We start from the raw sequence: 23,979 nt of genomic DNA on the forward strand, positions 1-23,979 counted from the left end.
CACGCGGAGGCACGGTCGACGTCTTCAGAACAGCGTGCCCTGGTCGAGCATCTGGCGCACCGGCGCGAAGCTGCGCCGGTGCTGCAGGCAGGGACCTAGCCGTTGCAGTGCGGCCAGGTGGGCGGGCGTGGGATAGCCCTTGTGCACGGCGAAACCGTAACCCGGATAGGTGGCGTCCAGCGCCACCATCAGGCGGTCGCGGCTCACCTTGGCGAGGATCGACGCGGCGCTGATCGCCGGCTCCAGCGCGTCGCCACCCACGATGGCGCGACCGGGACAGGGCAGGTCCTCCGGCAGCTTGTTGCCGTCCACCAGCGCTTCCTGCGCCGCCGGCACCAGGCCAGCCACGGCGCGGCTCATGCCGGCCATGGTGGCCCGGAAGATGTTCAGGCGGTCGATCTCGTCCGCCTCCACCACGATCACGCAGTGCGCCAGCGCATGGCCCAGGATCTGCGGATACAGCGCCTCGCGCCGCTTTTCGCTGAGCTTCTTGGAATCGTCGAGGCCGGCGATGGGATGCGCAGGGTCGAGGATCACCGCGGCCACCACCACCGGACCGGCCAGCGGGCCACGGCCGGCTTCGTCCACCCCTGCGCTTAAAAAACCTTGGCTGGCCGAAGTCGAGGTATTCATGTACGCCGAAATGTTGATGAGTGCGGACCCCGCATAGCTCGTTCGCCTCCTCTCCCCTCCGGGGAGAGGATGGAGGTGAGGGGCCGGGCCTTGCGCAGGATTGGATCAGAGCCCAATTCGATCCTGCATTATCGCGAGCGTGCCCTCTTGCCCCAACCCTCTCCCGCCGGGGAGAGGGAGAAGATCAGCGTTCGATCAACTCACCGATCGCCTCTGCCGCTGCCTCCGCCGCGCCGCCTTCCAGGTCTGTACGCAGGGCCCGGTGCAGCCGTTCGAACGCGGTCACGATGGCGCCGCGGCGCTCGCTGTCGTTGAACAATGCCAGCACGGCGTCGGCGAGCTTTGCGGCGGTACAGTCGTCCTGCATCAGCTCGGGCACCAGCACCGTCCTGTCGCCCATGCCGCAGGCGCGGGCGAGGATGTTCGGGAGCGCGTAGACATCGGTCTTGAGCATGCGCAGCAGTTTCGCGATGCGATAGCTGGCGGGCGCGACGCGGTAGCCCACCACCATCGGCCGCTTCGCCAGCATCGCCTCCAGCGTGGCAGTGCCGGAGGCCAGCAGTACCACGTCCGCGGCCTGCATCGCGAGGTGGGCCTGGCCATCCAGCAGCAGCGGCGAGCTGGCGTCCTGCGGTGTCCGGGCGAGCAGGGCGCGCAACTGCGCGTGCATGCGCGGATTGGCGGCCGGGATCACCACGCGCAGGCCGGGCAGGGCGGCGGCCACACGGCGCGCGGCATCGAGGAAGGGGGTGCCCAGCCCTGCCAGTTCGCTGCCACGGCTGCCCGGCAACACGGCCAGTACCGGCGCATCCTGTGGCAATTGCAGTGCGTCGCGGGCGGCGGCGCGGTCCGAAACGAGTGGAAAGCGGTCGGCCAGCGGGTGGCCGGTGAAGCGGGCGTCGACGCCGTGCTTCGCGTAGATGGCCGGCTCCATCGGGAACAGGCACAGCACGCGGTCGGCCGAACGGCCGATCTTCGCGGCGCGGTGCTCGCGCCAGGCCCATACCGAGGGGCTGACGTAATGCACGGTGCGCAGGCCGGACTGCTTGAGCCGCTGCTCCACGCCGAGATTGAAGTCCGGCGCATCGATGCCGACCACGACGGCGGGCCTGGCGGCGCGCAGGCGCGCGACCAGCGCCTTGCGCAGCTTCAGCAGGCGCGGCAGGTGCGACACCACTTCGGCGAGGCCGAACAACGACAGTTCGCGGATGTCGAACCAGGATTCGAAGCCCTGCGCCTGCATGCGCCTGCCGCCGATGCCTACGAAGCGGGCGTCCGGATGGCGGGCGCGCAGCGCCGCGATCAGGTCGGCGCCGAGCTGATCGCCGGAGTCTTCGCCGGCGAGAAGGGCGATGGTTGGAGGCTGCGGATCGTTCATGCGAAGAGCAAAAGCCCGTGCCTGATTGCTCGATAAGCGGGGCGCTTATCGAGCGAGCGCCCGCTCGCTGCGGTCGATGAAGTCGAGCATCGCGCGCACGTCGGCGCTGTCCTCGGCCTGCGCAGCGAGTTGCTCGCGGGCTTCGGCCTGCGACAGGCCCGCCATGTACAGGGTGCGGTAGGCGCGCTTGATCGCGCTCACGCGCGAGCCGTCGAAGCCGCGGCGCTTCAGCCCCTCGCTGTTGATGCCGCGCGGGCGGCCGTGCTGCTCGTTCGCCATCATCAGGAACGGCGGCACGTCGGAGCCGACCAGGCAGCCCATCGCGATGAAGGCATGCGCGCCGACCTTGCAGAACTGGTGCACGCCGGCGTAGCCGGAGATGATCACCCAGTCGCCGATCTCCACGTGTCCGGCCAGCGCCGAGTAGTTCGAGAACACCACGTGGTTGCCGACCTGGCAGTCGTGCGCGACGTGCACGTAGGCGAGCAGCCAGTTGTCGTCGCCGATGCGGGTGATGCCGCCGCCTTCGCCGGTGCCGCGGTTGATGGTGACGAACTCGCGGATGAGGTTGCGGTCGCCGATCACCAGCTCGCTGCGCTCGCCGGCGAATTTCTTGTCCTGCGGATCGCCGCCGATGGAGGCGAACTGCGCGATGCGGTTGTCGCGGCCGATCCGGGTCGGCCCCTCGATCACCACGTGCGGGCCGATCACCGTGCCGTCGCCGATTTCCACATCGGCGCCGATGACGCTGTAGGCGCCGATGCCGACGTTGGCACCGATCTTCGCGGCGGGGTCGACCTGCGCGGTGGGATGGATCGAGGCGCCCTGGATCATTTATCCGACCTCGCCGCGCACATCAGTTCGCAGCTGGCCACTTCCTTGCCGTCCACCACGGTACGCGCGGCGAACAGGCCCATGCCGCGCATCACGCGCTTCACCGACACTTCCAGCCGCAGCTGGTCGCCCGGCACCACAGGTGCGTTGAAGCGCGCGTTGTCCACCTTGACCAGGTAGAACAGCGGGCTGGCGGTGTTGCCCTTCATGCGGTTGCTGAGCTGGGTGAGCAGGCCGGCGGCCTGCGCCATCGCCTCCACGATCAGCACGCCCGGCATCACCGGGTGGCCGGGAAAGTGGCCGTTGAAGAACGGCTCGTTGATGGTGACGTTCTTCAGCGCCACCACGCTCTGGTCGGGCACGATCTCGACCACCCGGTCGACCAGCAGGAAGGGATAGCGGTGCGGCAGCAATTGCTGGATCTGTTCCACGTTCACCGGCAGGGTCACGGGGGCGGGGAAGTCATTCATCGTTCTTGTCCTTTTCCAGCGCCGAGAGGCGGCGCGCGAAATCGTCCAGATGCTTGAAGCGGGCTGCGCTCTTGCGCCACTGGCGGTTGTCCTGCAGCGGGGTGCCGGAGGAATACTCGCCCGGCTCACGTATCGAGTGCGTGACCAGGCTCTTGGCGGTAATGGTAACCCGGTCGGCCAGTTCCAGATGGCCGAGCACGCCGGCATTACCGCCGATCATGCACCAGCGGCCGATCCGGGCACTGCCGGCCACCGCCGCGCAGCCGGCCATGGCGGTGTGCGCGCCGACGTGCACGTTGTGGGCGATCTGGATCTGGTTGTCGAGCCGCACGTCCTCCTCCAGCACGGTGTCGTCCAGCGCGCCGCGGTCGATGGTGGTGTTCGCGCCAATCTCGCAGTCATCGCCGATGCGCACGCCGCCTAGCTGGGGGATTTTTACCCAGTGGTCGCGCTCGAAGGCGAGACCGAAGCCGTCCGAGCCGATCACCGCGCCGGGATGCACCAGTACGCGCCTGCCCAGGGTCACCCGCGTCACCAGGGTCACCCGCGCCACCAGACGCGACTGCGCGCCGACCGTGCAGTCCTCGCCCACGATGCAGTGCGGGCCCAGCACGGCGCCGTCCTCGATCACCGCGCCGCGCCCGATCACGCAGCAGGGACCCACGCTGGCACCGGCAGCGACCTTCGCGCCGGCGTCCACCACCGCACTGGGATGGATGCCGGCGGCGGCGGCGGGCAGGCGCTCGTACAGCGCGGCGACTTTCGCGTAGGCCACGTAAGGGTCGGCGGCGACCAGCGCGTCGACCGGGCAGTCGGCGAGGTTTTCCCCGCGCAGTATCACCGCGCCGGCGCCGGTGGCGGCCAGTTGCGCGGTGTACTTGCCATTGGAAAGGAAGGCCAGTTGGCTGGAGCCGGCGTTGGCGAGCGTGGCGACGCCTTCGATGCGGCGGTCGCCGTTGCCGTGCAGGCGCAGGCCGAAACGCTCGGCCAGTTCGGCAAGGGTATGGCTGGACTGGGCGCTCAAGGGGTTCTCCGCGGCGGAGCGGTCATTGTATCGGCCATCGCCAAAAGGCGAAAAGCGCGGCAGGCCGCGCTTTTCGCCGACGCACCGTACTGGCGGGTGGCGTCAGAACGTGGAGCCGAAGGTGAACTGGATGCGCTCCTCGTAGTGGCCGTCGTCGGCCTGGGTGCGGAACGGCAGCGCGAAGTTGATGATCATCGGGCCGATCGGCGCCTGCCAGTGCAGCGACAGGCCGGTGGAGGCGCGCAGCGTGCTGGCGCTGAAGCTCTGCCAGTTCTTGTAGGCGTTGCCCACGTCGACGAACCAGGATACGCGGGCGGTGTTGACGTCCTTGAGGAAGGGCAGCGGCAGGTACAGCTCGGCCGTACCCAGCACCTTGAAGGCGCCGCCGATCGGCTGGGCGTACGAGTAGTAGCTGCCGTTGCAGACGCCGCTCGCGTCTGGCGTGCCGGTGCCGGAGCAGATGCGCGGACCCAGCGTGTTGTCCTGGAAGCCGCGCACGTCGCGCACGCCGCCGGAGTAGAAATTCTCCCAGAACGGGAAGTCGTTGCGCACGTCGGTCAGGGTCTGGCCGTTGGCGGCGTAGGCGGCCTTGAGCTGGTTGAAAGCGGCATCGCTGATGCCGTTCTGGCCGTAGGTCTTGCCGTAGCCCACCTGGCCGTCGAAGTAGAGCACGAAGCCGTGGCCGATCGGCCAGTAGTGGTTCGCCTCGCCGGTCAGCTTCCAGTACTTCACGGTGGAGCTCGGCAGCGCCACCTCGGCGTTCAGCGACAGCACGCCGCCCCGGGTGGGCGCCCAATAGCCGTTGCGGGTGTCGAGGTTCCAGCCCAGCGTGCCGATGGTCGAATGGACGGTGTAGTTGCCGATCTCGTTCTGGTAGTCGACCAGCTGCTGCGGCGTGTAGCCTGGGATCGAGTTGATCTTGTTGCTGCTGAGGCCGATGCCGGCGCGGATGCTCTGGAAGTCGGTGATCGGCAGGCCGAGGTAAGTGGAGAACGCCTTCTGGCTGGTGGAGTAGTTGGCGAACGTGCTGTTGCTGACGTTGCCGAAATCGGTCTTGGTGTAGGTGGCGCTGTAGCCGATGCCCACGCCGTTGTCGGTGAGCGCGGGATTGTAGTAGTTGACGTTGAAGCTGGTCTGGTAGCTGCTGCGCTCGCCGCTCACCGACACGCTGTCGCCGGTGCCGAACAGGTTGCGCTGCGACACCGAGGCGGACAGGATGATGCCCGAGTACTGCGAATAGCCGATACCGAACTGCAGGCTGCCGGCGGACTGCTCCTCAACCTTCACGGTGACGTCGACCTGGTCGTCGGAACCGGACACCCTCTTCTTGTCGATGTCGACCTTCTTGAAGTAGCCCAGCTGCTGCAGGCGGATCTTCGAGCGGTCGATCGCCGCCTGCGAATACCAGGAACCCTCGAGCTGGCGCATCTGGCGGCGCAGCACGTCGTCCTCGGTGCGCGTGTTGCCCTCGAAGATCACCCGGCGCACGTATACGCGCTGGCCCGGCTCGATGTAGAGGGTGAGGTCGACGGTGCGCTTGTCCTTGTCCAGCTTCGGATACGGCGTGACCTTGGCGTAGGCGTAGCCGATGTTCGCCAGCAGCGCCTTGATCGCCTTGGTGCTGGCCTCGATCGCGCCGCGGTTGAACACCTCGCCGGGCTTGACGAACACCAGCTGGCGCAGCGTGGTTTCCGGCAGCACCAGGGTGCCCAGCAGCTTCACGTCGGAGATCTTGTAGATCTGGCCTTCCTTGACGTCGGCGGCGATGTACATCGACTGCTTGTCCGGCGCGATCGTCACCTGGGTGGAATCGACGCCGAAGTCGGCGTAGCCGCGGTCCATGTAGTAGGACTGCAGCTTCTCCAGGTCGCCGGAGAGTTTTTCTCGCGAGTACTGGTCGTTCTTGGAATACCAGGACATCCAGTTCGGCGTGCCCAGCTCGAAGCCGTCGCGGATCTGCTTGTCGGTGAAGGCGTGGTTGCCGACGATGTTGATTTCCTTGATCTTCGCCACCTGGCCTTCGCGGATCTCGATGTCGATAGCCACGCGGTTGCGTTCCAGCCGCACCACGTGCGGGATCACCGAGACGCTGTACTTGCCGCGGTTGTAGTACTGGTGGATCAGCTCCTGCTGCACGTTGTCCAGCGCCAGCCGGTCGAAAGTCTCGCCTTCGGCCAGGCCGATCGACTTCAGGCCCTTCTTGAGGTCATCGGTCTTGATGTCCTTGTTGCCGCGGATGGTGAGCTTGGCGATCGACGGCCGCTCCACCACCTTGATCACCAGGATGTTGCCGTCGCGCTCCATCTCCACGTCGCTGAAGAACTTGGTCTGGTACAGCGCGCGGATCGCCCGCTGCGCCGTGGCGTCGGTCATGCGGTCGCCGCGGCTGACCGGGAGGTAGTTGAACACCGTGCCGGCCGAGATGCGCGAGAGGCCGTCGATGCGGATATCCGAGATCACGAACGGATCGAAGGCGAGCGCGTTGGCGGAGAGGGAGGCAAGCAGCAGCAGGGCGGCGATACGCTTCATCGTCGATTCCGGTGGAGGGTTTCGATCAGGCCGCCGGCCCGATCAAGGCACGCGGCAGGGCGAGGCCCTGCCGCGAGAAAGAGCTGGCGCCCGCGAGGGGCACCGGGTGCAGCAAGCCGCCGCGCGATGGCGCGGCCGGCACGAACGTTTGCGGCGTCGACGAACCGGTGCTGCGGGTCATCGGCGTCACGACAGCAGCAGGCGATGGATGTCGTTGTAAAACACCAGGCCCATCAGGCTGAACAGCAGCACCAGCCCAATGTACTGGCCGATCGCCATGGCCTGTTCGCTGAGCGGGCTGCCCTTGAGCAACTCGATAAGGTAATACAGCAGGTGGCCGCCATCCAAGACGGGGATCGGCAGCAGGTTCAGCACCGCCAGGCTCAGCGACACCATGGCGAGGAACTGCAGGAACCACGCCAGGCCCATGCGGGCGCTGGCATTGGCCATCTGCGCGATGCCGATCACGCTGGACAGGTTCCTGGTGGACGCCTCGCCGCCCAGCATCTTGCCGATCATGCCGAAGGTCTGCGTGGTGTTGCGCCAGGTGCCGTCCAGTGCGGCGCCGAGCGCACGCAGCGGGCCGTAGCGCAGAGTGGCGGTTTCCAGCGGCGGTGCGCTGATGCCGATCATCCAGTCGGTGGGCCGGCCCTGCAGCGATTCGCGTTTCGCCACGACTTCCAGCGGAATCGTCCGGCCGGCGCGCTCGACCACGACCGCCAGTTTCGGCGACTCCGCCGCAACCTGCTGAACCAGTTTGCCCAGCGTCTCGAAATCAGCCACCGGCTTGCCGTCAATGCTGAGGATGCGATCGCCGCCCTGCATCCCGGCCAGCGCGGCGGGCTGGCCGTCCAGCACGGTGGCCGCCACTGCGGGCGGCGGGGCCAGCCGCAGGCCCAGGAGAGTGAGGTACTGGTCAATGGGCTGGTCGGGCGGCAGCTTGTCCAGCGGCAGCACGAGCTGTCGCTGCGTGCCGTCGGGATCGCGCACGTCCAGCGGCAGCGGAGTGCGGCCCAGTAGTCCGTTGGCCACCGCGTCCAGCGAATCGCTCCACGTATCCACCTCGCGGCCGCCGATGCTGAGGATGCGGTCGCCCGGCTGGATACCCGCCACCGCCGCCATGCTCTGCGGCTTGGCGGTGACGATCGGCGCTGCGTCGGGGCGGCCCAGCATGAACATCAGCCACAGCGCGGCCACGGTGAAGATCAGGTTGAAACCGGGCCCGGCCAGAACGATCAGGATGCGCTTCCACACCGGCTGTGTGGTGAACTCCTGGTGCTGGAACTGCGGCGGCACCACGCCCTCGCGGGCGTCCAGCATCTTCACGTAGCCGCCCAGCGGGATCGCGGCGACCTGGTACTCGCAGCCGTCGCGGCCGATGTGCTTCCAAACCGCCCTGCCGAAGCCTACCGAAAAGCGCAGCACCTTCACGCCGCAACGGCGCGCGACCCAGTAGTGGCCGAACTCATGGAAGGTCACCAGCACGCCCAGCGTGACCAGCAACCAGAACACCGAGCCGAAGAAGGAAGTCATCAAGCGCCGCAACAGGAAACCGAGGGTGACAGGATATCAGCAAGCCCGCCGCAACAGGCGCCGGGCCGCGGCCCGCGCCTCGCCGTCGCGTGCGACCAGAGACTCCACATCGACCACGGCTTGCGGCGGCAGTTCCGCGAGCACGCCCTCCACCACCTCGGCGATCGCCAGGAAGGGCAGGGCGCCGGCCAGGAAGGCTTCCACCGCCACCTCGTTCGCCGCATTCAGGATCGCGGGTGCGTCGCCGCCCGCGCGCAGCGCCTGGTAGGCGAGGGCGAGGCAGCGGAAGGTGTCGAAATCCGGCGCCTCGAACTCCAGTGCGCCGCAACGGGCGAGATCCAGCGGCGCCACGCCCGACGCCACGCGTTCCGGCCACGCCAGCGCGTGGGCGATCGCGGTGCGCATGTCGGGGTTGCCCAGCTGGGCGAGCACCGAGCCGTCCACGTATTCCACCAGCGAGTGCACCAGGCTCTGCGGGTGCACCGCCACCTCGATCGCGTCGGCGTCCGCGCCGAACAGGTGGTGGGCCTCGATCACCTCCAGGCCCTTGTTCATCAGGGTGGCCGAATCCACCGAGATCTTGCGTCCCATCGACCACTTGGGGTGCCTGCAGGCCTGGTCCGGCGTCACCGCCGCCAGTTCGGCGCGCGTGCGGCCGCGGAACGGACCGCCGGAGGCGGTGAGGATCAGCCGGCGCACGCCGCTTTTCGCCAGCTGCGGGCGGCCACCGGGCAGGCACTGGAAGATCGCGTTGTGCTCGGAGTCGACCGGGATCAATTCGCCGGCACCGGCGCGCAGCGACTCCAGCAGCAGCGGGCCGCCCAGCACGATGGATTCCTTGTTCGCCAGCAGCAGGCGCTTGCCCGCCCGCGCGGCGGCAAGCGTGGAGTCCAGCCCCGCGGCGCCGACGATCGCGGCCACCACGGTGTCGCACGATGCGCCGGCGGCGGCGGTGAGGGCGTCGTGGCCGCCGGCGACCTCGCAGCGCACCCCGGCAGCGGCGAGACGGCGCGCCAGCTCGCCTTCCAGGGCGGGGTCGGCGATCACCGCCAGCTCGGGGCGATGCGTGGCGCACAACGCCACCAGCGCGTCCACGTTGCGGTGCGCGCTGAGCACGCTGGCGCGGAAGCGGTCCGGATGCCGCGCGATCACATCCAGCGTGCTGGCGCCGATCGAGCCGGTGGCGCCCAGTACCGCGACCCGTTTCACGGCGACGCCCTCATCTCACAGTCCCAGCAGCCACAGGCCGAGGGCGAACACCGGCAGCGCCGCGAACACGCTGTCCAGCCGGTCCAGCAGGCCGCCATGGCCGGGGAAGATGTTGCCGGAGTCCTTCACCTGGGCGTGGCGCTTCATCAGGCTTTCCAGCAGGTCGCCCACGATCGAGGTAGCCACCGTGAGCACGGCCAGCACGGCGAGGCCGGCCAGCGTCGCGCCGCGCACGCCGAGCAGCCAGCCGCCGAGCAGGCAGACCAAGGTGCCTGCGACCAGCGCACCGTAGGCGCCGGCGCGGGTCTTGCCCGGGCTGATCTGCGGCGCCAGCTTGCGCTTGCCAAACCTGCGACCGCTGAAGTACGCGCCGATGTCGGCAGCCCAGACGATGAGCAGTGCCAGCAGCATCCACCAACGACCATGTGGCTCGCGGCCATGCAGGGCGATCACGGCGATCCAGGCGGGGAACACGACGAAGGCGCCGGCCAGCAGCTTCCGTGCGCGGTTCTCCGGCGTCGGCGCCGCACCGTAGGCGAAATGGCGCAGCCAGAGGCAGGCCAGCGCCCACCACGCCACGCCCAGCGCCAGCAGTAGTGTGCCCGGCAAGCCGGCATGCACGGACCACAGCAGCGCGAACAGCACGAGGGCGGCCGCGAGCAGGGCGATGCGCATCGCGGCTTGCCGCACCCCGGCAAGCCGCGCCCATTCCTCCAGCGCCCCCAGGAACACCACCGCGCCGACCGCGGCCAGCCATGGCGTGGGTAGCAGCAGGATGATGGCGACCGCCAGCGGCGCGAGCAGCAGGGCGGTGATGAAGCGCTGGAACAGCATGCTTATCCCTTGTCCGTGGCGAGCTGGTCGCCGGTGCGACCGTAGCGGCGTTCGCGCCGGCCAAAATCCTCGATCGCCCGGTGCAGGCAGGCCTGGTCGAAGTCCGGCCACAGGGTATCGGTGAAATGCAGTTCGGCATAGGCCGCCTCCCACAACAGGAAGTTGCTGAGCCGGCATTCGCCGCCGGTGCGGATGAACAGGTCCAGCGGCGGCAGCCCGGCCAGGCACATGCGGCGGTCCAGCGCGGCTTCGTCGATGGCTTCGATGGCGAGTTCGCCACGCGCGGCCGCGCTGGCGACCTGGCGCGCGGCCTGCACGATGTCCCAGCGGCCGCCGTAGTTCACCGCCACGTTGAGCTGCAGCTTGCGATTGCCCGCGGTGCGTGCCATCGCGGCCTGCATGCGCTCGCGCAGCGGCGCGTCGAACGCGGCCAGTTCCCCGACGAAGCGCAGCCGCACGCCCTGGGTATGCAGCTCGTCGGTTTCCTTGTCCAGCGCGCGCACGAACAGCGCCATCAGCGCGCTGACCTCCTCCTCGGGGCGCTTCCAGTTCTCGCTGGAGAAGGCGAACAGGGTGAGCGCCTCGACACCTTCGCGCAGGCAGCCTTCCACCACCTCGTGCACCGCCTTGCGGCCCGCGTTGTGGCCGAAGCTGCGCGGACGGTGGCGTGCCTTCGCCCAGCGGCCGTTGCCGTCCATCACGATGGCGATGTGGCGGGGAATGGCGGGCGTCTGGGTCATGGGCGGGGAGGTCGGTTTACTTCCCCCGGCGGGGAGAAGATGCCCCGTCGGGGCGGATGAGGGGCGGGAGCCCGCCGCGGGATGGCATGGATGCGGCCCGGTGGCGGGGAGGTCGCAACGTGCTCCCGCTCCCTTTGCCTCTCCCTGGGTGGGAGACGAGAACGCGCGGCACGGCGCGGATCCGCAGCTCCGGGCCCTGTCGTCGGCCCGGCGCCGCGGTTCCGCCGTGGCGCCGGTCACATGGACATCAACTCGTCTTCCTTGGCCTTCACCACGCCATCGACGTCCTTCACGAAGCGGTCGGTCAGCTTCTGGACCTCGTCGTCGGCGCGGCGCTCCTCGTCCTCGCTGATCTGCTTGTCCTTGAGCAGGTCCTTCAGCTTCTGCATCGCGTCGCGGCGCACGTTGCGGATCGCGATCTTCGCGTTTTCGCCCTCGTGCGACACGTGCTTGGCCAGCTCGCGGCGGCGCTCTTCGGTGAGCGGCGGCATGTTGAGGCGGATCACGGTGCCAGCGGTGGTGGGCGTGATGCCGATGTCCGAGGCCAGGATGGCCTTCTCGACCGGCCCCACCAGGCTCTTGTCGAACGGCGTGATGATGATCGAACGCGCGTCGCCCAGGGCGACCGAGGCCACCTGGTTCAGCGGCATCTCCGAACCGTAGGCCGGCACCTTGATGCCGTCGACCAGCGCGGTGCTGGCGCGGCCGGTGCGCAGGCGGGTGAGTTCGTGCTTGAGCGCGTCGATGCTCTTGCCCATGCGGGTCTGGGCATCGTTCTTGATGTCGTTGATCATGGGCGTGTCCCGGTGGATCTGGCTAGCCGGCGAGTATAACAGCGCGCGCCGTCGGGCCGGTTCAGTTGTGGACCAGGGTGCCCACCGGTTCGCCGCGCATGATGCGTAGCAGGTTGCCTGGCACGGTCATGTCGTAGATGCGCAGCGGAGTGTTGTGGTCGCGGCACAGCGCGATCGCCGCGGTATCCATCACCTTGAGGTTGCGCTGGATCACCTCGTCGTAGGTGAGCTGCTCGTAGCGGGTGGCGTCAGGGTGGCGGGCGGGGTCGGCGGTGTACACGCCGTCGACCTTGGTGGCCTTGAGCAACAGGTCGGCGCCGATTTCCACCGCGCGCAGCGCGGCGGCCGAATCGGTGGTGAAGAAGGGGTTGCCGGTACCGGCGGCGAACAGCGCGATGCGTCCCTTCTCGATGTGGCGGATCGCGCGGCGGCGGATGAAGTCCTCGGCCACGTCGTGGATCTGGATCGCGCTCATCACCCGGGCGTAGCCGCCGCGTTTCTCGATGGCGTCGGCCATCGCCAGTGCGTTCATCACGGTGGCCAGCATGCCCATGTGGTCGCCGGTGACGCGATCCATGCCGGAGGCGGCCAGGCCCTCGCCGCGGAAGATGTTGCCGCCACCGATCACCACGCCCACTTCCACGCCGGCCTTGCGCACCTCGATGATCTCGTCGGCCAGCCGCCCGATCACCTTCGGGTCGATGCCGTAGTCGGCCTCGCCCATGAGCGCCTCGCCGGAGAGCTTGAGCAGGATGCGGCGGTACTTGGGCTGGTCGCTCATGGGGACTCCGGATTGTGGTGGCGCAAACCGCCGCATTGTAGCGATTGCATGTTCCTGCGGCGAGCGGATGCGAAAAAGGCGGGGCCGAGGCGGCCCCGCCTTTCATTCCGGCATCGGGAAGGCTCAGGCGAGGTTCTTCGCCGCGAACTCCCAGTTCACCAGGTTCCAGAACGCCTCCAGGTACTTCGGGCGGGCGTTGCGGTAGTCGATGTAGTAGGCGTGCTCCCACACGTCCACGGTGAGCAGAGGCTTGTCGCTGCCGGTGATCGGCGTGGCTGCGTTGGAGGTGTTGACGATGCCCAGCGTGCCGTCCGGGCGCTGCACCAGCCAGGTCCAGCCCGAGCCGAAGTTGCCGGCGGCCGACTTGGTGAACTCTTCCTTGAACTTCTCGAACGAGCCGAACGCCTTGGCGATCGCGTCCGCCAGCTTGCCGGCGGGCTCCTTGCCACCCTTGGGGCTGAGCGAGTGCCAGTAGAAGGTGTGGTTCCAGATTTGCGCGGCGTTGTTGAACACGCCGCCGGAGGACTTCCTGATGATGTCTTCCAGCGCCGCGTCCGCGAACTCGGTGCCTTCGATCAGCTTGTTGAGGTTGGTCACATAGGCCTGGTGGTGCTTGCCGTAGTGGTACTCCAGCGTCTCGGCGGAGATGTGCGGTTCGAGCGCGTTCTTTTCGTAGGGCAACGGGGGGAGTTCGATCGCCATGACTGGCTCCTTGACGGTGGCTGGAAGAGGGGAGGCGGCGACCGACGGTCGCCGATGGCCGACTGATACAATACCGGTCCGCCTGCATTGTAAAGATGAAGCATCCAGCCATGGACGTAAACGAGCGAATCAAGTCGCTGCTCGCCGCGCACCCGATCGTGCTCTTCATGAAGGGCACGCCGGAATTCCCGATGTGCGGCTTTTCCAGTCGCGCCGCGCAGGCCTTGCAGCAGGCCGGCGCGCCGTTCCATGCAGTGAACGTGCTGGCCGATCCGGAGATCCGCGCCGCGCTGCCGCATTACGCGAACTGGCCGACCTTCCCGCAGCTGTTCATCGAGGGCGAACTGATCGGCGGCTGCGATATCGTCGTGGACCTGCAGGCGTCCGGCGAGCTGGCGCGCATGGCCGGTGACGTGACCGGGGCGGCGCAGGAATGATGCTGCCGACGATGCGCCTTCCGGCGGGCTGGGTGCCCGCCAGCGACGCGCTGGCCGGTCGCGTGGTGCTGGTCACCGGCGCCTATGGCGGCCTGGGCGGCGCGGTGGCGCGCGCGGCGACACGCGCCGGCGCCACCGTGGTGGTCAGCGGCAAGCGCAAGCGCCAGCTGGAGCAGTTGTACGACGCGATGCTGGCCGAAGGCCTGGCCGAGCCGGTGATCCATCCGCTGGACATGGAGACCGCCACGCCGCGCGAGTACGCCGCGCTGGCCGACGGCCTGCGCCACGACTTCGGCCGGCTGGACGGCATCGTGCACTGCGCCGCCAGCTTCGGCGGCCTCACCCCGATCGGCATGCACAAGCCGGACGACTGGCTGCGTGCGATGCACGTCAACGTCAACGCGCCGTTCGCCCTCACCCAGGCTTGCCTGCCGTTGCTGCAGGAGGCGCCGGACAGCGCGGTGGTATTCGTGCTGGACGATCCGGTGCGGCTGGCGCGCGCGCACTGGGGTGCCTACGGCGCCTCGAAGGCGGCGCTGGAGCGCTTCGCCGCGATCCTGCACGAGGAGACCGACGAGAGTCCGCTGCGCGTGCACGCGCTGCTGCCCGCGCCGATGCGCACCCGGCTGCGCCGGCAGGCGTACTTCGGCGAGGACACGATGCAGCATCCGCTGCCGGACGCTGCGGCGGAAGCCGCGGTCTGGCTGCTCGGAGCGCAGGCCGAATCAGCGCGCGGCCACGTGCTCGATCTGCGGGAAACGGCATGACCGGCATCCATCGTCACCCGGGGGCGCGCTGATGGAAACGCAGATGACCACCCTGGCGGCGGGAATCATGCTGTTCCTGATCATGGACCCGCTGGGCAACATCCCGATCTTCCTCAGCCTGCTGAAGGACGTGCCGCCCAAGCGCCGTCGCCGCGTGATGGTGCGCGAGCTGCTGATCGCGCTGGGCGTGCTGCTCGGATTCCTGGTGGGCGGCCAGGTGCTGTTGAACCTGCTGCAGCTCAAGCCCGACTCGATCAGCATCGCGGGGGGCATCGTGTTGTTCCTGATCGGCATCCGCATGGTGTTTCCGCCGGCGGACGGCGGCGGCATCTTCGGCAAGTCCGGCGGCGGCGAGCCCTTCATCGTGCCGATGGCGATCCCCGGCGTGGCCGGCCCCTCGGCCATGGCTGCACTGCTGCTGCTCACCAATACCCAGCCGGGACGCACCGCCGACTGGGCCATCGCGCTGATCGGCGCGTGGCTGGCCACGGCGGTGATCCTGCTGTGTTCCACCTACCTGTTCCGCTGGCTGGGCGAGAGCGTGCTCACCGCACTGGAACGCGTGATGGGCATGCTGCTGATCGCCCTGTCCGTGCAGATGTTCCTGGGCGGCATCGCCGCGTACCTGCACCTGCACATCTGATCGCCGCGCCGTGCGCCGGACAACCGGTTGCCCTGACCCCTGGCCGGGACGGGCAAAGCCCGGCGCTGGGACCGTCGCGCCCGGCATCGAATCGGACCCTGGCCCGACGGTTCCGCACACCTCGCGCCGCGCCATTGCGCGGCACGCAACCGGCGCAACCGCTGCTAGTGACGCGCACCGCCGCACCTGCCGCTATGGATCCACAGGCCGGGTGGCTTGCCCGCGCCCCAGGTCTGGCGGCGCTGGATCACCGGCCCGATGCGCAGGGCGTAAGCCTTGCGGTGCTGTGCCGCCGGCACGTGGGCCGGGTCGAGGCGGATGGCGTGCATATTCCGGATTCCGGTGAGGCCCCCGGCTTTCTCTGCCGGCATGGATGGCCTGGCGATGCTGGAACTGCCCCGTCTTGAGCCGGCCAAGCGTGGCCGCCGTCCCTGTGCGCGGGGTAAGGCGAGTGTGAAGATGTTGCGGAACTGTCATACAATGCCGTTAAAGTCCGTTTAACAATTGATTGGCAGGCGGGGCGGCCCCGCCACCGTCGTATTTCGGACCAAAACATTGGGGAAACCTTGCGCCCGTCCGCCCGGATTGCCGGGAGGCGCGCTGCCCGGTTTCGTCCGCAAGAAATTTCGTTGCGAACTTGAGGGAAACACCATGAACAGCCGAATCCGCGCTGGCGCCCTGCCGCTGGCGATTGCCTCCCTGCTTGCCACGGCCGCCGTGCCGGCGCTCGCCCAGGATACGTCGTCCTCGATCAGTGGCCGTGTGCTCGACGCCAGCGGCCAGCCGGTCGCCGGCGCCACCGTGCAGATCGTGCATGAGCCGTCGGGTACCACCAAGATCACCACCACCGGCGCGGATGGCCGCTACGCTGCGCAGGGCCTGCGCGTGGGCGGGCCGTTCGACGTCACTGCATCCAAGGCCGGGATGGCCCAGACCGAACAGAAGAACGTCTATCTGCAGCTGGCGCAGGACACCTCGATCAACCTGACCATGGGCGCCGAGCAGGCCAAGCAGGTCAAGGAGCTGGGCGCGGTCACGGTGTCTGCCTCCTCGCTGATGCAGACCTTCACGCCGGACAACAAGGGCATCTCCACCAACGTCTCGCAGCGCGAGCTGGAAGCGGTGCCGGCGCCGGATCGTTCGATCCAGAACATCGTGCGCATGGATCCGCGCGTGGTGATCACCGACCGCGAGCGCGGCGAGATCTCCGCGGTGGGCCAAAACAGCCGTTTCAACAACATCACCGTCGACTCGATGAGCGCGAACGACCCGTTCGGCCTCAATGCGAACGGTCTGCCCACGCTGGGCACGCCGATCTCGATGGACACCATCGCCGAGTACAACATTTCCACCGCGAACTACGACGTGGCGAACCGCCGTGGCCTCGGGGCGTCGGTGAACGCGGTGACCAAGAGCGGCACCAACGAATTCCACGGCTCGGTGTACTACGCGTTCCAGAACGACAAGATGATCGGCGACAACCAGCAGGGCGCCAGCTACAAGGGTTTCTCGCGCCAGTGGACCGGCGGCGCCACGGTCGGCGGCCCGATCGTCAAGGACAAGCTGTTCTTCTTCGCCTCGATCGAAAAGAGCACCCAGGTGGCGGCGGGCAGCCCGTACGGCCCGGCCGACTCCGGCGCGGGTGCGCCGATCGCCGGCCTGACCACCGCGCAGGTCGACCAGATCCGCCAGGTCGCCGCGCAGAAGTACGGCCTCACCGACATCGGCAACGTGGGCGGCGGCAACGCCAACCTGCAGGACAAGCGCTACCTCGGCAAGATCGACTGGAACATCAGCAACAACCACCGCGCCAGCTTCACCTACAGCGAGACCAAGGAGACCAAGCCGATCATCACCGGCAGCCCCACCAAGCTGGTGCTGTCCAGCGGCTGGTACACCACCAAGGTCGACAACAAGAGCTACGCACTGCACTTCTACGACGACTGGTCGGACGTCTTCTCGACCGACACCACGGTGGCCTACCGCGATTTCAGCCAGAACCGCGGCCCCTACAACGGCGTGGCAATGCCTGACATCACCGTCTACCCGGTGGCCTACGGCGGTCCTGCGGTGGAGTTCGGCACCGAATACTCCAGCCAGGCGAACGTGCTGAAGGTGAAGACCTGGAACGCGGCCTGGGCCGGCACGCTGTTCCTCGGCGACCACACCGTGAAGGGCGGCGTCGATTTCGAGCGCGGCGAGTACTACAACCTGTTCCTGCAGAACCTGTTCGGCAGCTACACCTTCGAAGATCTGAAGGGCAATCCGAACACCGGCCTGCAGAACTTCCTGGCGGGCAACTACTACCAGTACTACTACAACCGGCCGGCCAACGGGCTCTCGCTGGCCGATACCGCCGCCGCGTACAACCTGAACCAGTGGGGCGTGTTCCTGCAGGACACGTGGCAGGTCAACAACAACCTGTCCTTGCAGTACGGCGTGCGCGTCGACATCCCGCTGATGAGCGACAAGCCGATCTACAACCCGACCTACGCGGCCGCGTTCGGCCACAGCAACCAGACGACGATCAACGGGAACCGCGTGGTCCAGCCGCGCATGTCGTTCAACTACAGCTTCGACACCGAGCGCATGACCCAGCTGCGCGGCGGCGTGGGCCTGTTCGTCTCGAACCCACCGGGCGTGTGGCTGGGCAACATCTTCTCCAACTCCGGCATGACCCAGGTGCAGTACAACTGCGGCCCGACGCAGAAGAGCTGCAACACCAACCTGCCGGCGTTCAGCCCCGATCCGCACGCGCAGAACAACGGCAGCGGCAGCTCCGGCACGATGACGGTGAATACCATCTCGCCAGGTTTTCGCATTCCAAGCGCGTGGAAGTTCAGCCTGGGCTTCGACAAGGAACTGCCGTGGTGGGGGCTGATCGCGTCCGCGGACTACCAGCACATCAAGCAGCGCGACGCCATCTGGTTCCAGAACCTCAACACCGGCACGCCGACCGGCGTGCTGCCTGACGGCCGCTACACCTACTACAAGCTCGTGGATGCCGATCCCAAGGCGAAGGGGCAGCAGGTCACCGCGAACGCCAACCCGGCCTTCTCCAATGCCAACATCAACCTGGCCAACACCAGCAAGGGCAATGCCGACAGCCTGACCCTGGCGCTGAAAAAGCCGTTCGCCGATGGCTGGATGGCGATGGCCGGCGTGACCTGGGGCCGTTCCACCGAGGTGAGCCCGGGCACCTCCAGCGTGGCGTTGTCCAACTACCGCTACAACTACCTCACCAACCCCAGCGAGAACGTGGCCAGCACGTCGAATTACTCGATTCCGTGGCGGGTGATCGCCTCGCTGACCTGGCAGCACCGCTTCTTCGGCGACTACGCCACCACGTTCAGTGCGTTCTTCGACGGCCACTCGGCCGCGCCGTACAGCTGGGTGTTCGGCAACGACGCCAACGGCGACAGCTTCAGCAACGACCTGGTGTTCATCCCGAAGCCCGGCCAGGTGGAGTTCCGCCCGGGTACCGACCCGGCGTTGATCCAGCAGTTCTACGACTACATCCAGGGCAATCAGTACCTGCGTGACCATGCGGGCAGCATCGCCCAGCGCAACGGCGCCCGCGCCGGCTGGATCAACCAGCTCGACCTGAGCTTCAGCCAGGAGATTCCCGGCATCTTCAAGGGTAACAAGGGCGAGGTGCGCCTGGACATCTACAACTTCGGCAACATGCTCAACAAGAACTGGGGCGTGGAGAAGCGCGTGGGCTTCCCGGGCGGCCGTGCGCTGGCCGACTTCTACGGCGTGGACCCGGCCACCGGCAAGTACATCTACGACATCAGCTGCGGCGGGGCAAAGAGCTGCAGCAACTACATCCAGAACGGCCGCTACAGCCCGCAGCCGATTCCGGTGTACATCAACAACAACGACGACCTGGCCCAGCGTTGGTCGATCCTGCTGACCTTGCGCTACAAGTTCTGAGTCGCCAACCGCAAGCGCCACACCATGCCGGCGCCCGGAAGGGCGCCGGTTTTTTGCGGCGTACGGCGTCGTGCAAGTCCAGCGGCCGCCGGGTGGGCGTGCAAAGGTTCCAACTCCCCGGTTTTTCTTGACGCGGCTTCGGTGCAGGCGGGAAGCTTCGGGGCCGCCGCATCCGCGCGGGCGTGTGCCTGCGGGACAGTGGCATGGAGATGTTGATGAATGATGCAGGTGCCGGCACCGCCGGCCACAACGCCACGGTGAGCGCGCGCATTTCGCCCGCCGGCGGCCTGGACATCCTTTCCCGCCACGAGGTCGCGCGCCTGCGCGGCGCCAGCGACTCGGGCCTGCACGCCCTGCTGCGCCGCTGCGCGCTGGCGGTACTGACCTCGGGGGCGATCAGCGACGATCCGCGGGCGATCCTCGAACAATACCCGGACTTCGACATCCAGGTGCTGCAGCAGGACCGCGGCATCAAGATCGAACTGACCAAGGCGCCGGCGCAGGCCTTCGTGGATGGCCAGATCATCCGCGGCATCAACGAGCTGCTGGTTGCGGTGGTGCGCGACATCGTCTACGTGTCCACCCAGCTGGAGCAGATCGGCACCGACCTCGAACCGTCCGACGCGCTGACCCAGGTGGTGTTCGAGATCCTGCGCAACGCGCGCATCCTCAAGCCTTTCATCGACCCGAACCTGGTGGTGTGCTGGGGCGGCCACTCGATCTCGCGCGAGGAGTACGACTACACCAAGGCGGTGGGCTACCAGCTCGGCCTGCGCGGCATGGACATCTGCACCGGCTGTGGCCCGGGTGCGATGAAGGGGCCGATGAAGGGCGCGACGATCGCGCACGCCAAGCAGCGGCGGCGCAACAACCGCTACATCGGCATCACCGAGCCGGGCATCATCGCGGCCGAGTCGCCGAACCCGATCGTCAACCAGCTGGTCATCATGCCGGACATCGAGAAGCGCCTCGAAGCGTTCGTCCGCATGGGCCACGGCATCATCGTGTTCCCCGGCGGCGTGGGCACGGCGGAAGAGATCCTCTACCTGCTCGGCATCCTGCTGCACCCGGACAACGCCGGCGCTCCGTTCCCGCTGATCCTCACCGGGCCAAGGCAGTCGGCCGCGTATTTCGAGCAGATCGACAAGTTCCTCCGCCTCGCGCTGGGCGATGCGGTGGCGCAGCACTACCAGGTGATCGTGGACGATCCCGCTGCGGTGGCGAAAGCGATGGCCAGAGGCATAGACAAAGTGCGCAACAACCGCCTGGACACCAAGGACGCGTTCTTCTTCAACTGGGCGTTGCGCATCCCGCTGGAGTTCCAGACCCCGTTCCGACCCACCCACGAAGCGATGCGCGGCCTGCAGCTCCGCCACGGCCGCCAACTGCACGATCTGGCGGCGGACCTGCGACGCGCGTTCTCCGGCATCGTGGCCGGCAACGTGAAGGAGGAGGGGGTGCAGGCGATCGAGCGGAACGGCCCGTTCGACATCGACGGCGACCGCGACATCATGCACGCGCTGGACAAGCTGCTGCAGGCCTTCGTGGAGCAGCACCGCATGAAGCTTCCCGGCGGCGCGGCTTACGTGCCGTGCTACCGCGTGATCACTGGCTGAGGTGGGGCGCGGGGATGCCTCGGCGGCTTGACAGTCCGCTGCCCGGTCGACAAACTACGCAGCTCCCGCCCGAATAGCTCAGCTGGTTAGAGCACTTGACTGTTAATCAGGGGGTCGTTGGTTCGAGTCCAACTTCGGGCGCCAGACACAGGAAAAGGCCGGCAGTCATGCCGGCCTTTTCGCGTTCATGTTTGTGCGACGCCGGAATCACCGTGCCGCGGCGCAACTGGCGGCCTGTTCCGCGCTGGCGATGGCGCCGCGCACGCGGCCGGCATTGGAAATCACCACCACCAGCGCATCCTCGGTGCGGCCGCGGCGGCAGAAACGCAGGGTGTTGGTCATGCCGCTGGCGCTGCCGTCGCTCTGGAAGCGCGTCAGCCGGCGGCCACTGTCGCCGTGGATGGTGATGCCGTCGTAGCCGGCCCGGACCCGCAGCGGCGCCGCGTCGGGCTGCCCTTGGCGGGCGGGGTCGTGGCCGACCAGCCAGCCGGACTCCCAGCGCGTCTCGCCGCTGCATTGCGTGCCGTTGCGGCTGGGGCAGAACAACGTCGGCTTGCCGCTGAGCGCCGCACTGCCGCGCGCGTATTGCAGGGCGGCGATGAATTCCGTCTGCGCCACCCGCACTTGGCTGCGTTGCAGCAGCGGCACCAGCGAGGGCATGGCGATTGCCGCCATGATGCCGAGGATGGCAACCACCATCACCTGCTCGATCAGGGTGACGCCGCGGTATCTGTCGCATGAGGCGCAAGCCTGTCGCATCGCCATGACGCGGTCCTGCATGGGCGGAGGAGCCATGCTAGGGAGGCGTATACGAACGGCCAGCCGGCCAGCAGGTGGCTGCGGCGTCGGCTTCTGCTGACAGGGCATGTCAGCAGCCGCGATTTAATATGCGGGCACCCGCCCGCATATCGCCCGCCATGACCGAGCAATTCGAACTTGCCGCCCCCTACCTGCCTGCGGGCGACCAGCCCCAGGCGATCCGCCGCCTCAGCGAGGGCTTCGAGGCCGGCCTGGCTGCGCAGACGCTGCTGGGCGTCACCGGCTCGGGCAAGACCTACACCATCGCCAACGTGATCCAGCAGGTGCAGCGGCCGACCATCGTGATGGCGCCGAACAAGACGCTGGCGGCGCAGCTCTACGGCGAATTCCGGGAATTCTTCCCCAACAATGCGGTGGAATACTTCGTCAGCTATTACGACTACTACCAGCCGGAAGCCTACGTGGTGGCATCGGACACCTTCATAGAAAAGGATGCCTCGATCAACGACCATATCGAGCAGATGCGGCTGGCGGCGACGAAGGCGCTGCTGTCGCGGCGCGACGCGATCATCGTGGCCACGGTATCGGCGATCTACGGCCTCGGCAATCCCGAGGATTACCTTTCGCTGCGCCTGATCCTGGCCAAGGGCGAGCGCATCGAGCAGCGCCAGCTGATCCGCCAGCTCACCGAACTGCAGTACACCCGCAACGAGATGGAATTGCGCCGCGGCACCTACCGTGTGCGCGGCGAGATCATCGACGTGTTCCCCGCCGAGTCGGAAACCGAGGCGCTGCGCATCGAGCTGTTCGACGGCGAGGTGGAGGGGCTGGCGCTGTTCGACCCGCTTACCGGCGAGACCGTTCGCAAGGTGCCGCGCTACACGGTCTATCCGCGCACCCATTACGCCTCCACGCGCGAGAGCGTGTTGAACGCGATCGACACCATCAAGGACGAGTTGAAGGAGCGCCTGGAGGTGCTGTACCGCGACAACAAGCTGGTCGAGGCGCAGCGGCTGGACCAGCGCACCCGCTACGACGTGGAGATGATGGCCGAGGTGGGCTACTGCCAGGGCATCGAGAACTACTCGCGCCATCTTTCCCGGCGCGCGCCCGGCGAGCCGCCGCCCACGTTGTTCGACTATCTCCCGGCCGACGGCCTGCTGGTGGTGGACGAATCGCATGTGACCGTGCCGCAGATCGGTGCGATGTACAAGGGCGACCGTTCGCGCAAGGAGACCCTGGTGGAATTCGGCTTCCGCCTGCCGTCCGCGCTGGACAATCGGCCGCTGCGCTTCGAGGAGTGGGAGGCACGGGTGCCGCGCGCGATCTACGTTTCCGCCACGCCGCGCGACTACGAACTGCAGAAGTCCGGCGACGCCGTGACCGAGCTGGTGGTGCGTCCCACCGGCCTGGTCGACCCGGAAGTGGAAGTGCGGCCGGTGCGCACCCAGGTGGACGATCTGCTGGGCGAAGCCAACAAGCGCATCGCGATGGGCGACCGCGTACTGGTCACCACGCTGACCAAGCGCATGGCGGAGAACCTCACCGAGTACCTGTCGGAGCATGGCGTCAAGGTGCGCTACCTGCACTCGGACATCGAGACGGTGGAGCGCAGCGAGATCATCCGCGACCTGCGCCTGGGCGAGTTCGACGTGCTGGTGGGCATCAACCTGCTGCGCGAGGGCCTGGACATGCCCGAGGTATCGCTGGTGGCCGTGCTCGACGCCGACAAGGAAGGCTTCCTTCGCTCCACCGGCTCGCTGATCCAGACCATCGGCCGCGCCGCCCGCAACGTGCGCGGCAAGGCCATCCTCTATGCCGACGAGGTCACCCGCTCGATGCAGGCGGCGATGGACGAGACGGCCCGTCGCCGCGAGAAGCAGCTGGCGTACAACGAAGCGCACGGCATCACCCCGAAGACGGTGGAGCGGCGCATCGCGGACATCATGGAGGGTGCGCGCAGCGAGTCGCCGCGTGGCCGCGGCGGCAAGGGGCGGTCACGTGCAGCCGCTGTGGCCGAGCCGGCGGCCACCTACGAGGCGATGGATCCGGCCAAGGCCGCCGCCGCGATCAGGAAGCTGGAGGCGCAGATGTACAAGCACGCCCAGAATCTGGAATTCGAGGACGCAGCGAAGCTGCGCGACCAGATCCACCAGCTGCGCGAACAGGCCCTGCGCTGATCCGGTCCCGGCCGGCCGAGCTTGTGGATGGCCCGGGAGTCGCCTATACTGCGCGGCTCGCGTGGCCTGCTGCCGCGCGAATCGGGCGGTTAGCTCAGCGGTAGAGCACTACCTTGACATGGTAGGGGTCACAAGTTCGATCCTTGTACCGCCCACCAAGATTGAAGCGAAAAGGCCGGC

At 67.6% G+C, this 23,979-nt stretch carries 22 protein-coding genes and 2 tRNA genes; 8 read left to right on the top strand and 16 right to left on the bottom strand.

What is annotated here, in order from left to right; translation table 11 throughout:
• Positions 1-24: 24 nt before the first annotated feature.
• From rnhB to sodB, 14 genes are all read right to left on the bottom strand, one after another.
• Entirely contained in the window at positions 25-633 is a 609-nt protein-coding gene (rnhB, locus tag AC2EWF_RS15020) for a ribonuclease HII (RefSeq protein WP_483640187.1), read from the bottom strand.
• A gap of 184 nt (positions 634-817) precedes the next feature.
• On the bottom strand, positions 818-2,011 hold the full coding sequence (gene lpxB, locus AC2EWF_RS15025) for a lipid-A-disaccharide synthase (protein ID WP_483640188.1): 1,194 nt from the start codon (positions 2,009-2,011) through the stop codon (positions 818-820).
• 45 nt (positions 2,012-2,056) lie between these two features.
• A complete protein-coding gene (gene lpxA / locus AC2EWF_RS15030; protein ID WP_483640189.1) occupies positions 2,057-2,845 on the bottom strand; it encodes an acyl-ACP--UDP-N-acetylglucosamine O-acyltransferase in 789 nt (262 codons plus the stop codon).
• Complete coding sequence (gene fabZ / locus AC2EWF_RS15035) at positions 2,842-3,315, bottom strand: 3-hydroxyacyl-ACP dehydratase FabZ (RefSeq protein ID WP_483640190.1); 474 nt, start codon at positions 3,313-3,315, stop codon at positions 2,842-2,844. The genes lpxA and fabZ overlap by 4 nt, the downstream gene beginning before the upstream one ends.
• A complete protein-coding gene (gene lpxD, locus AC2EWF_RS15040; protein WP_483640191.1) occupies positions 3,308-4,339 on the bottom strand; it encodes a UDP-3-O-(3-hydroxymyristoyl)glucosamine N-acyltransferase in 1,032 nt (343 codons plus the stop codon). The genes fabZ and lpxD overlap by 8 nt, the downstream gene beginning before the upstream one ends.
• Positions 4,340-4,441: 102 nt before the next feature.
• Positions 4,442-6,868, bottom strand: coding sequence for an outer membrane protein assembly factor BamA (bamA, locus tag AC2EWF_RS15045; protein ID WP_483640192.1), 2,427 nt, complete (start codon positions 6,866-6,868; stop codon positions 4,442-4,444).
• Between the two features lie 25 nt (positions 6,869-6,893).
• Positions 6,894-7,049: a hypothetical protein gene (locus tag AC2EWF_RS15050; RefSeq protein ID WP_483640193.1), complete on the bottom strand. Its 156-nt coding sequence runs from the start codon at positions 7,047-7,049 to the stop codon at positions 6,894-6,896.
• Positions 7,050-7,054: 5 nt separating this feature from the next.
• Complete coding sequence (gene rseP / locus AC2EWF_RS15055) at positions 7,055-8,401, bottom strand: RIP metalloprotease RseP (RefSeq protein WP_483640194.1); 1,347 nt, start codon at positions 8,399-8,401, stop codon at positions 7,055-7,057.
• Positions 8,402-8,437: 36 nt separating this feature from the next.
• Complete coding sequence (locus AC2EWF_RS15060) at positions 8,438-9,610, bottom strand: 1-deoxy-D-xylulose-5-phosphate reductoisomerase (protein ID WP_483640195.1); 1,173 nt, start codon at positions 9,608-9,610, stop codon at positions 8,438-8,440.
• 15 nt (positions 9,611-9,625) lie between these two features.
• On the bottom strand, positions 9,626-10,444 hold the full coding sequence (locus tag AC2EWF_RS15065) for a phosphatidate cytidylyltransferase (RefSeq protein WP_483640196.1): 819 nt from the start codon (positions 10,442-10,444) through the stop codon (positions 9,626-9,628).
• Between the two features lie 2 nt (positions 10,445-10,446).
• A complete protein-coding gene (uppS, locus tag AC2EWF_RS15070; RefSeq protein ID WP_483640197.1) occupies positions 10,447-11,184 on the bottom strand; it encodes a polyprenyl diphosphate synthase in 738 nt (245 codons plus the stop codon).
• 236 nt (positions 11,185-11,420) lie between these two features.
• Complete coding sequence (gene frr, locus AC2EWF_RS15075; protein ID WP_483640198.1) at positions 11,421-11,978, bottom strand: ribosome recycling factor; 558 nt, start codon at positions 11,976-11,978, stop codon at positions 11,421-11,423.
• Positions 11,979-12,039: 61 nt separating this feature from the next.
• Entirely contained in the window at positions 12,040-12,759 is a 720-nt protein-coding gene (pyrH, locus tag AC2EWF_RS15080; RefSeq protein WP_483640199.1) for a UMP kinase, read from the bottom strand.
• Positions 12,760-12,882: 123 nt separating this feature from the next.
• Complete coding sequence (gene sodB, locus AC2EWF_RS15085) at positions 12,883-13,461, bottom strand: superoxide dismutase [Fe] (protein WP_483640200.1); 579 nt, start codon at positions 13,459-13,461, stop codon at positions 12,883-12,885.
• A gap of 110 nt (positions 13,462-13,571) precedes the next feature.
• On the opposite strand from sodB, the gene grxD reads away from it, so the two are divergent.
• Genes grxD through AC2EWF_RS15100 form a run of 3 tightly spaced genes read left to right on the top strand, consistent with a single transcriptional unit; the run spans position 13,572 to position 15,308 of the window.
• On the top strand, positions 13,572-13,898 hold the full coding sequence (gene grxD, locus AC2EWF_RS15090) for a Grx4 family monothiol glutaredoxin (protein WP_367844413.1): 327 nt from the start codon (positions 13,572-13,574) through the stop codon (positions 13,896-13,898).
• A complete protein-coding gene (locus AC2EWF_RS15095) occupies positions 13,895-14,665 on the top strand; it encodes an SDR family NAD(P)-dependent oxidoreductase (RefSeq protein ID WP_483640201.1) in 771 nt (256 codons plus the stop codon). The genes grxD and AC2EWF_RS15095 overlap by 4 nt, the downstream gene beginning before the upstream one ends.
• A 43-nt stretch (positions 14,666-14,708) precedes the next feature.
• A complete protein-coding gene (locus AC2EWF_RS15100) occupies positions 14,709-15,308 on the top strand; it encodes a YhgN family NAAT transporter (RefSeq protein ID WP_483640448.1) in 600 nt (199 codons plus the stop codon).
• Between the two features lie 164 nt (positions 15,309-15,472).
• Here the strand turns inward: AC2EWF_RS15100 and AC2EWF_RS15105 are convergent, their stop codons facing one another.
• Positions 15,473-15,637, bottom strand: coding sequence for a hypothetical protein (locus AC2EWF_RS15105; protein ID WP_483640202.1), 165 nt, complete (start codon positions 15,635-15,637; stop codon positions 15,473-15,475).
• Positions 15,638-15,959: 322 nt separating this feature from the next.
• Here AC2EWF_RS15105 and AC2EWF_RS15110 point away from each other — a divergent pair, with 322 nt between their 5' ends.
• The 3 genes from AC2EWF_RS15110 (at position 15,960) to AC2EWF_RS15120 (ending at position 21,004) form a co-directional block, all read left to right on the top strand.
• Entirely contained in the window at positions 15,960-19,244 is a 3,285-nt protein-coding gene (locus tag AC2EWF_RS15110; RefSeq protein ID WP_483640203.1) for a TonB-dependent receptor, read from the top strand.
• 215 nt (positions 19,245-19,459) lie between these two features.
• Complete coding sequence (gene ppnN, locus AC2EWF_RS15115) at positions 19,460-20,860, top strand: nucleotide 5'-monophosphate nucleosidase PpnN (RefSeq protein WP_483640204.1); 1,401 nt, start codon at positions 19,460-19,462, stop codon at positions 20,858-20,860.
• A 67-nt stretch (positions 20,861-20,927) separates the two neighbouring features.
• A tRNA-Asn gene (locus tag AC2EWF_RS15120) sits at positions 20,928-21,004 on the top strand.
• A 63-nt stretch (positions 21,005-21,067) separates the two neighbouring features.
• Here the strand turns inward: AC2EWF_RS15120 and AC2EWF_RS15125 are convergent.
• Positions 21,068-21,625, bottom strand: a complete 558-nt coding sequence (locus AC2EWF_RS15125; RefSeq protein ID WP_483640205.1) for a GspH/FimT family pseudopilin — start codon at positions 21,623-21,625, stop codon at positions 21,068-21,070.
• A gap of 152 nt (positions 21,626-21,777) precedes the next feature.
• Between AC2EWF_RS15125 and uvrB the strand changes: the two genes are divergently transcribed.
• The gene (gene uvrB, locus AC2EWF_RS15130; RefSeq protein ID WP_483640206.1) at positions 21,778-23,799 is read left to right on the top strand and encodes an excinuclease ABC subunit UvrB; all 2,022 of its coding nucleotides are present in this window, start codon (positions 21,778-21,780) and stop codon (positions 23,797-23,799) included.
• 83 nt (positions 23,800-23,882) lie between these two features.
• A tRNA-Val gene (locus tag AC2EWF_RS15135) sits at positions 23,883-23,957 on the top strand.
• Positions 23,958-23,979: the final 22 nt, after the last annotated feature.

This window comes from Rhodanobacter sp. sgz306013 (assembly GCF_057031145.1).

Coding starts and splice junctions, on each gene's coding strand:
- rnhB (WP_483640187.1), bottom strand. CDS start 633: ATGAATACCTCGACTTCGGCCAGCCAAGGTTTTTTAAGCGCAGGGGTG.
- lpxB (WP_483640188.1), bottom strand. CDS start 2,011: ATGAACGATCCGCAGCCTCCAACCATCGCCCTTCTCGCCGGCGAAGAC.
- lpxA (WP_483640189.1), bottom strand. CDS start 2,845: ATGATCCAGGGCGCCTCGATCCATCCCACCGCGCAGGTCGACCCCGCC.
- fabZ (WP_483640190.1), bottom strand. CDS start 3,315: ATGAATGACTTCCCCGCCCCCGTGACCCTGCCGGTGAACGTGGAACAG.
- bamA (WP_483640192.1), bottom strand. CDS start 6,868: ATGAAGCGTATCGCCGCCCTGCTGCTGCTTGCCTCCCTCTCCGCCAAC.
- AC2EWF_RS15050 (WP_483640193.1), bottom strand. CDS start 7,049: ATGACCCGCAGCACCGGTTCGTCGACGCCGCAAACGTTCGTGCCGGCC.
- rseP (WP_483640194.1), bottom strand. CDS start 8,401: ATGACTTCCTTCTTCGGCTCGGTGTTCTGGTTGCTGGTCACGCTGGGC.
- AC2EWF_RS15065 (WP_483640196.1), bottom strand. CDS start 10,444: ATGCTGTTCCAGCGCTTCATCACCGCCCTGCTGCTCGCGCCGCTGGCG.
- uppS (WP_483640197.1), bottom strand. CDS start 11,184: ATGACCCAGACGCCCGCCATTCCCCGCCACATCGCCATCGTGATGGAC.
- frr (WP_483640198.1), bottom strand. CDS start 11,978: ATGATCAACGACATCAAGAACGATGCCCAGACCCGCATGGGCAAGAGC.
- pyrH (WP_483640199.1), bottom strand. CDS start 12,759: ATGAGCGACCAGCCCAAGTACCGCCGCATCCTGCTCAAGCTCTCCGGC.
- sodB (WP_483640200.1), bottom strand. CDS start 13,461: ATGGCGATCGAACTCCCCCCGTTGCCCTACGAAAAGAACGCGCTCGAA.
- grxD (WP_367844413.1), top strand. CDS start 13,572: ATGGACGTAAACGAGCGAATCAAGTCGCTGCTCGCCGCGCACCCGATC.
- AC2EWF_RS15095 (WP_483640201.1), top strand. CDS start 13,895: ATGATGCTGCCGACGATGCGCCTTCCGGCGGGCTGGGTGCCCGCCAGC.
- AC2EWF_RS15100 (WP_483640448.1), top strand. CDS start 14,709: ATGACCACCCTGGCGGCGGGAATCATGCTGTTCCTGATCATGGACCCG.
- AC2EWF_RS15105 (WP_483640202.1), bottom strand. CDS start 15,637: ATGCACGCCATCCGCCTCGACCCGGCCCACGTGCCGGCGGCACAGCAC.
- AC2EWF_RS15110 (WP_483640203.1), top strand. CDS start 15,960: ATGAACAGCCGAATCCGCGCTGGCGCCCTGCCGCTGGCGATTGCCTCC.
- ppnN (WP_483640204.1), top strand. CDS start 19,460: ATGAATGATGCAGGTGCCGGCACCGCCGGCCACAACGCCACGGTGAGC.
- AC2EWF_RS15125 (WP_483640205.1), bottom strand. CDS start 21,625: ATGGCGATGCGACAGGCTTGCGCCTCATGCGACAGATACCGCGGCGTC.
- uvrB (WP_483640206.1), top strand. CDS start 21,778: ATGACCGAGCAATTCGAACTTGCCGCCCCCTACCTGCCTGCGGGCGAC.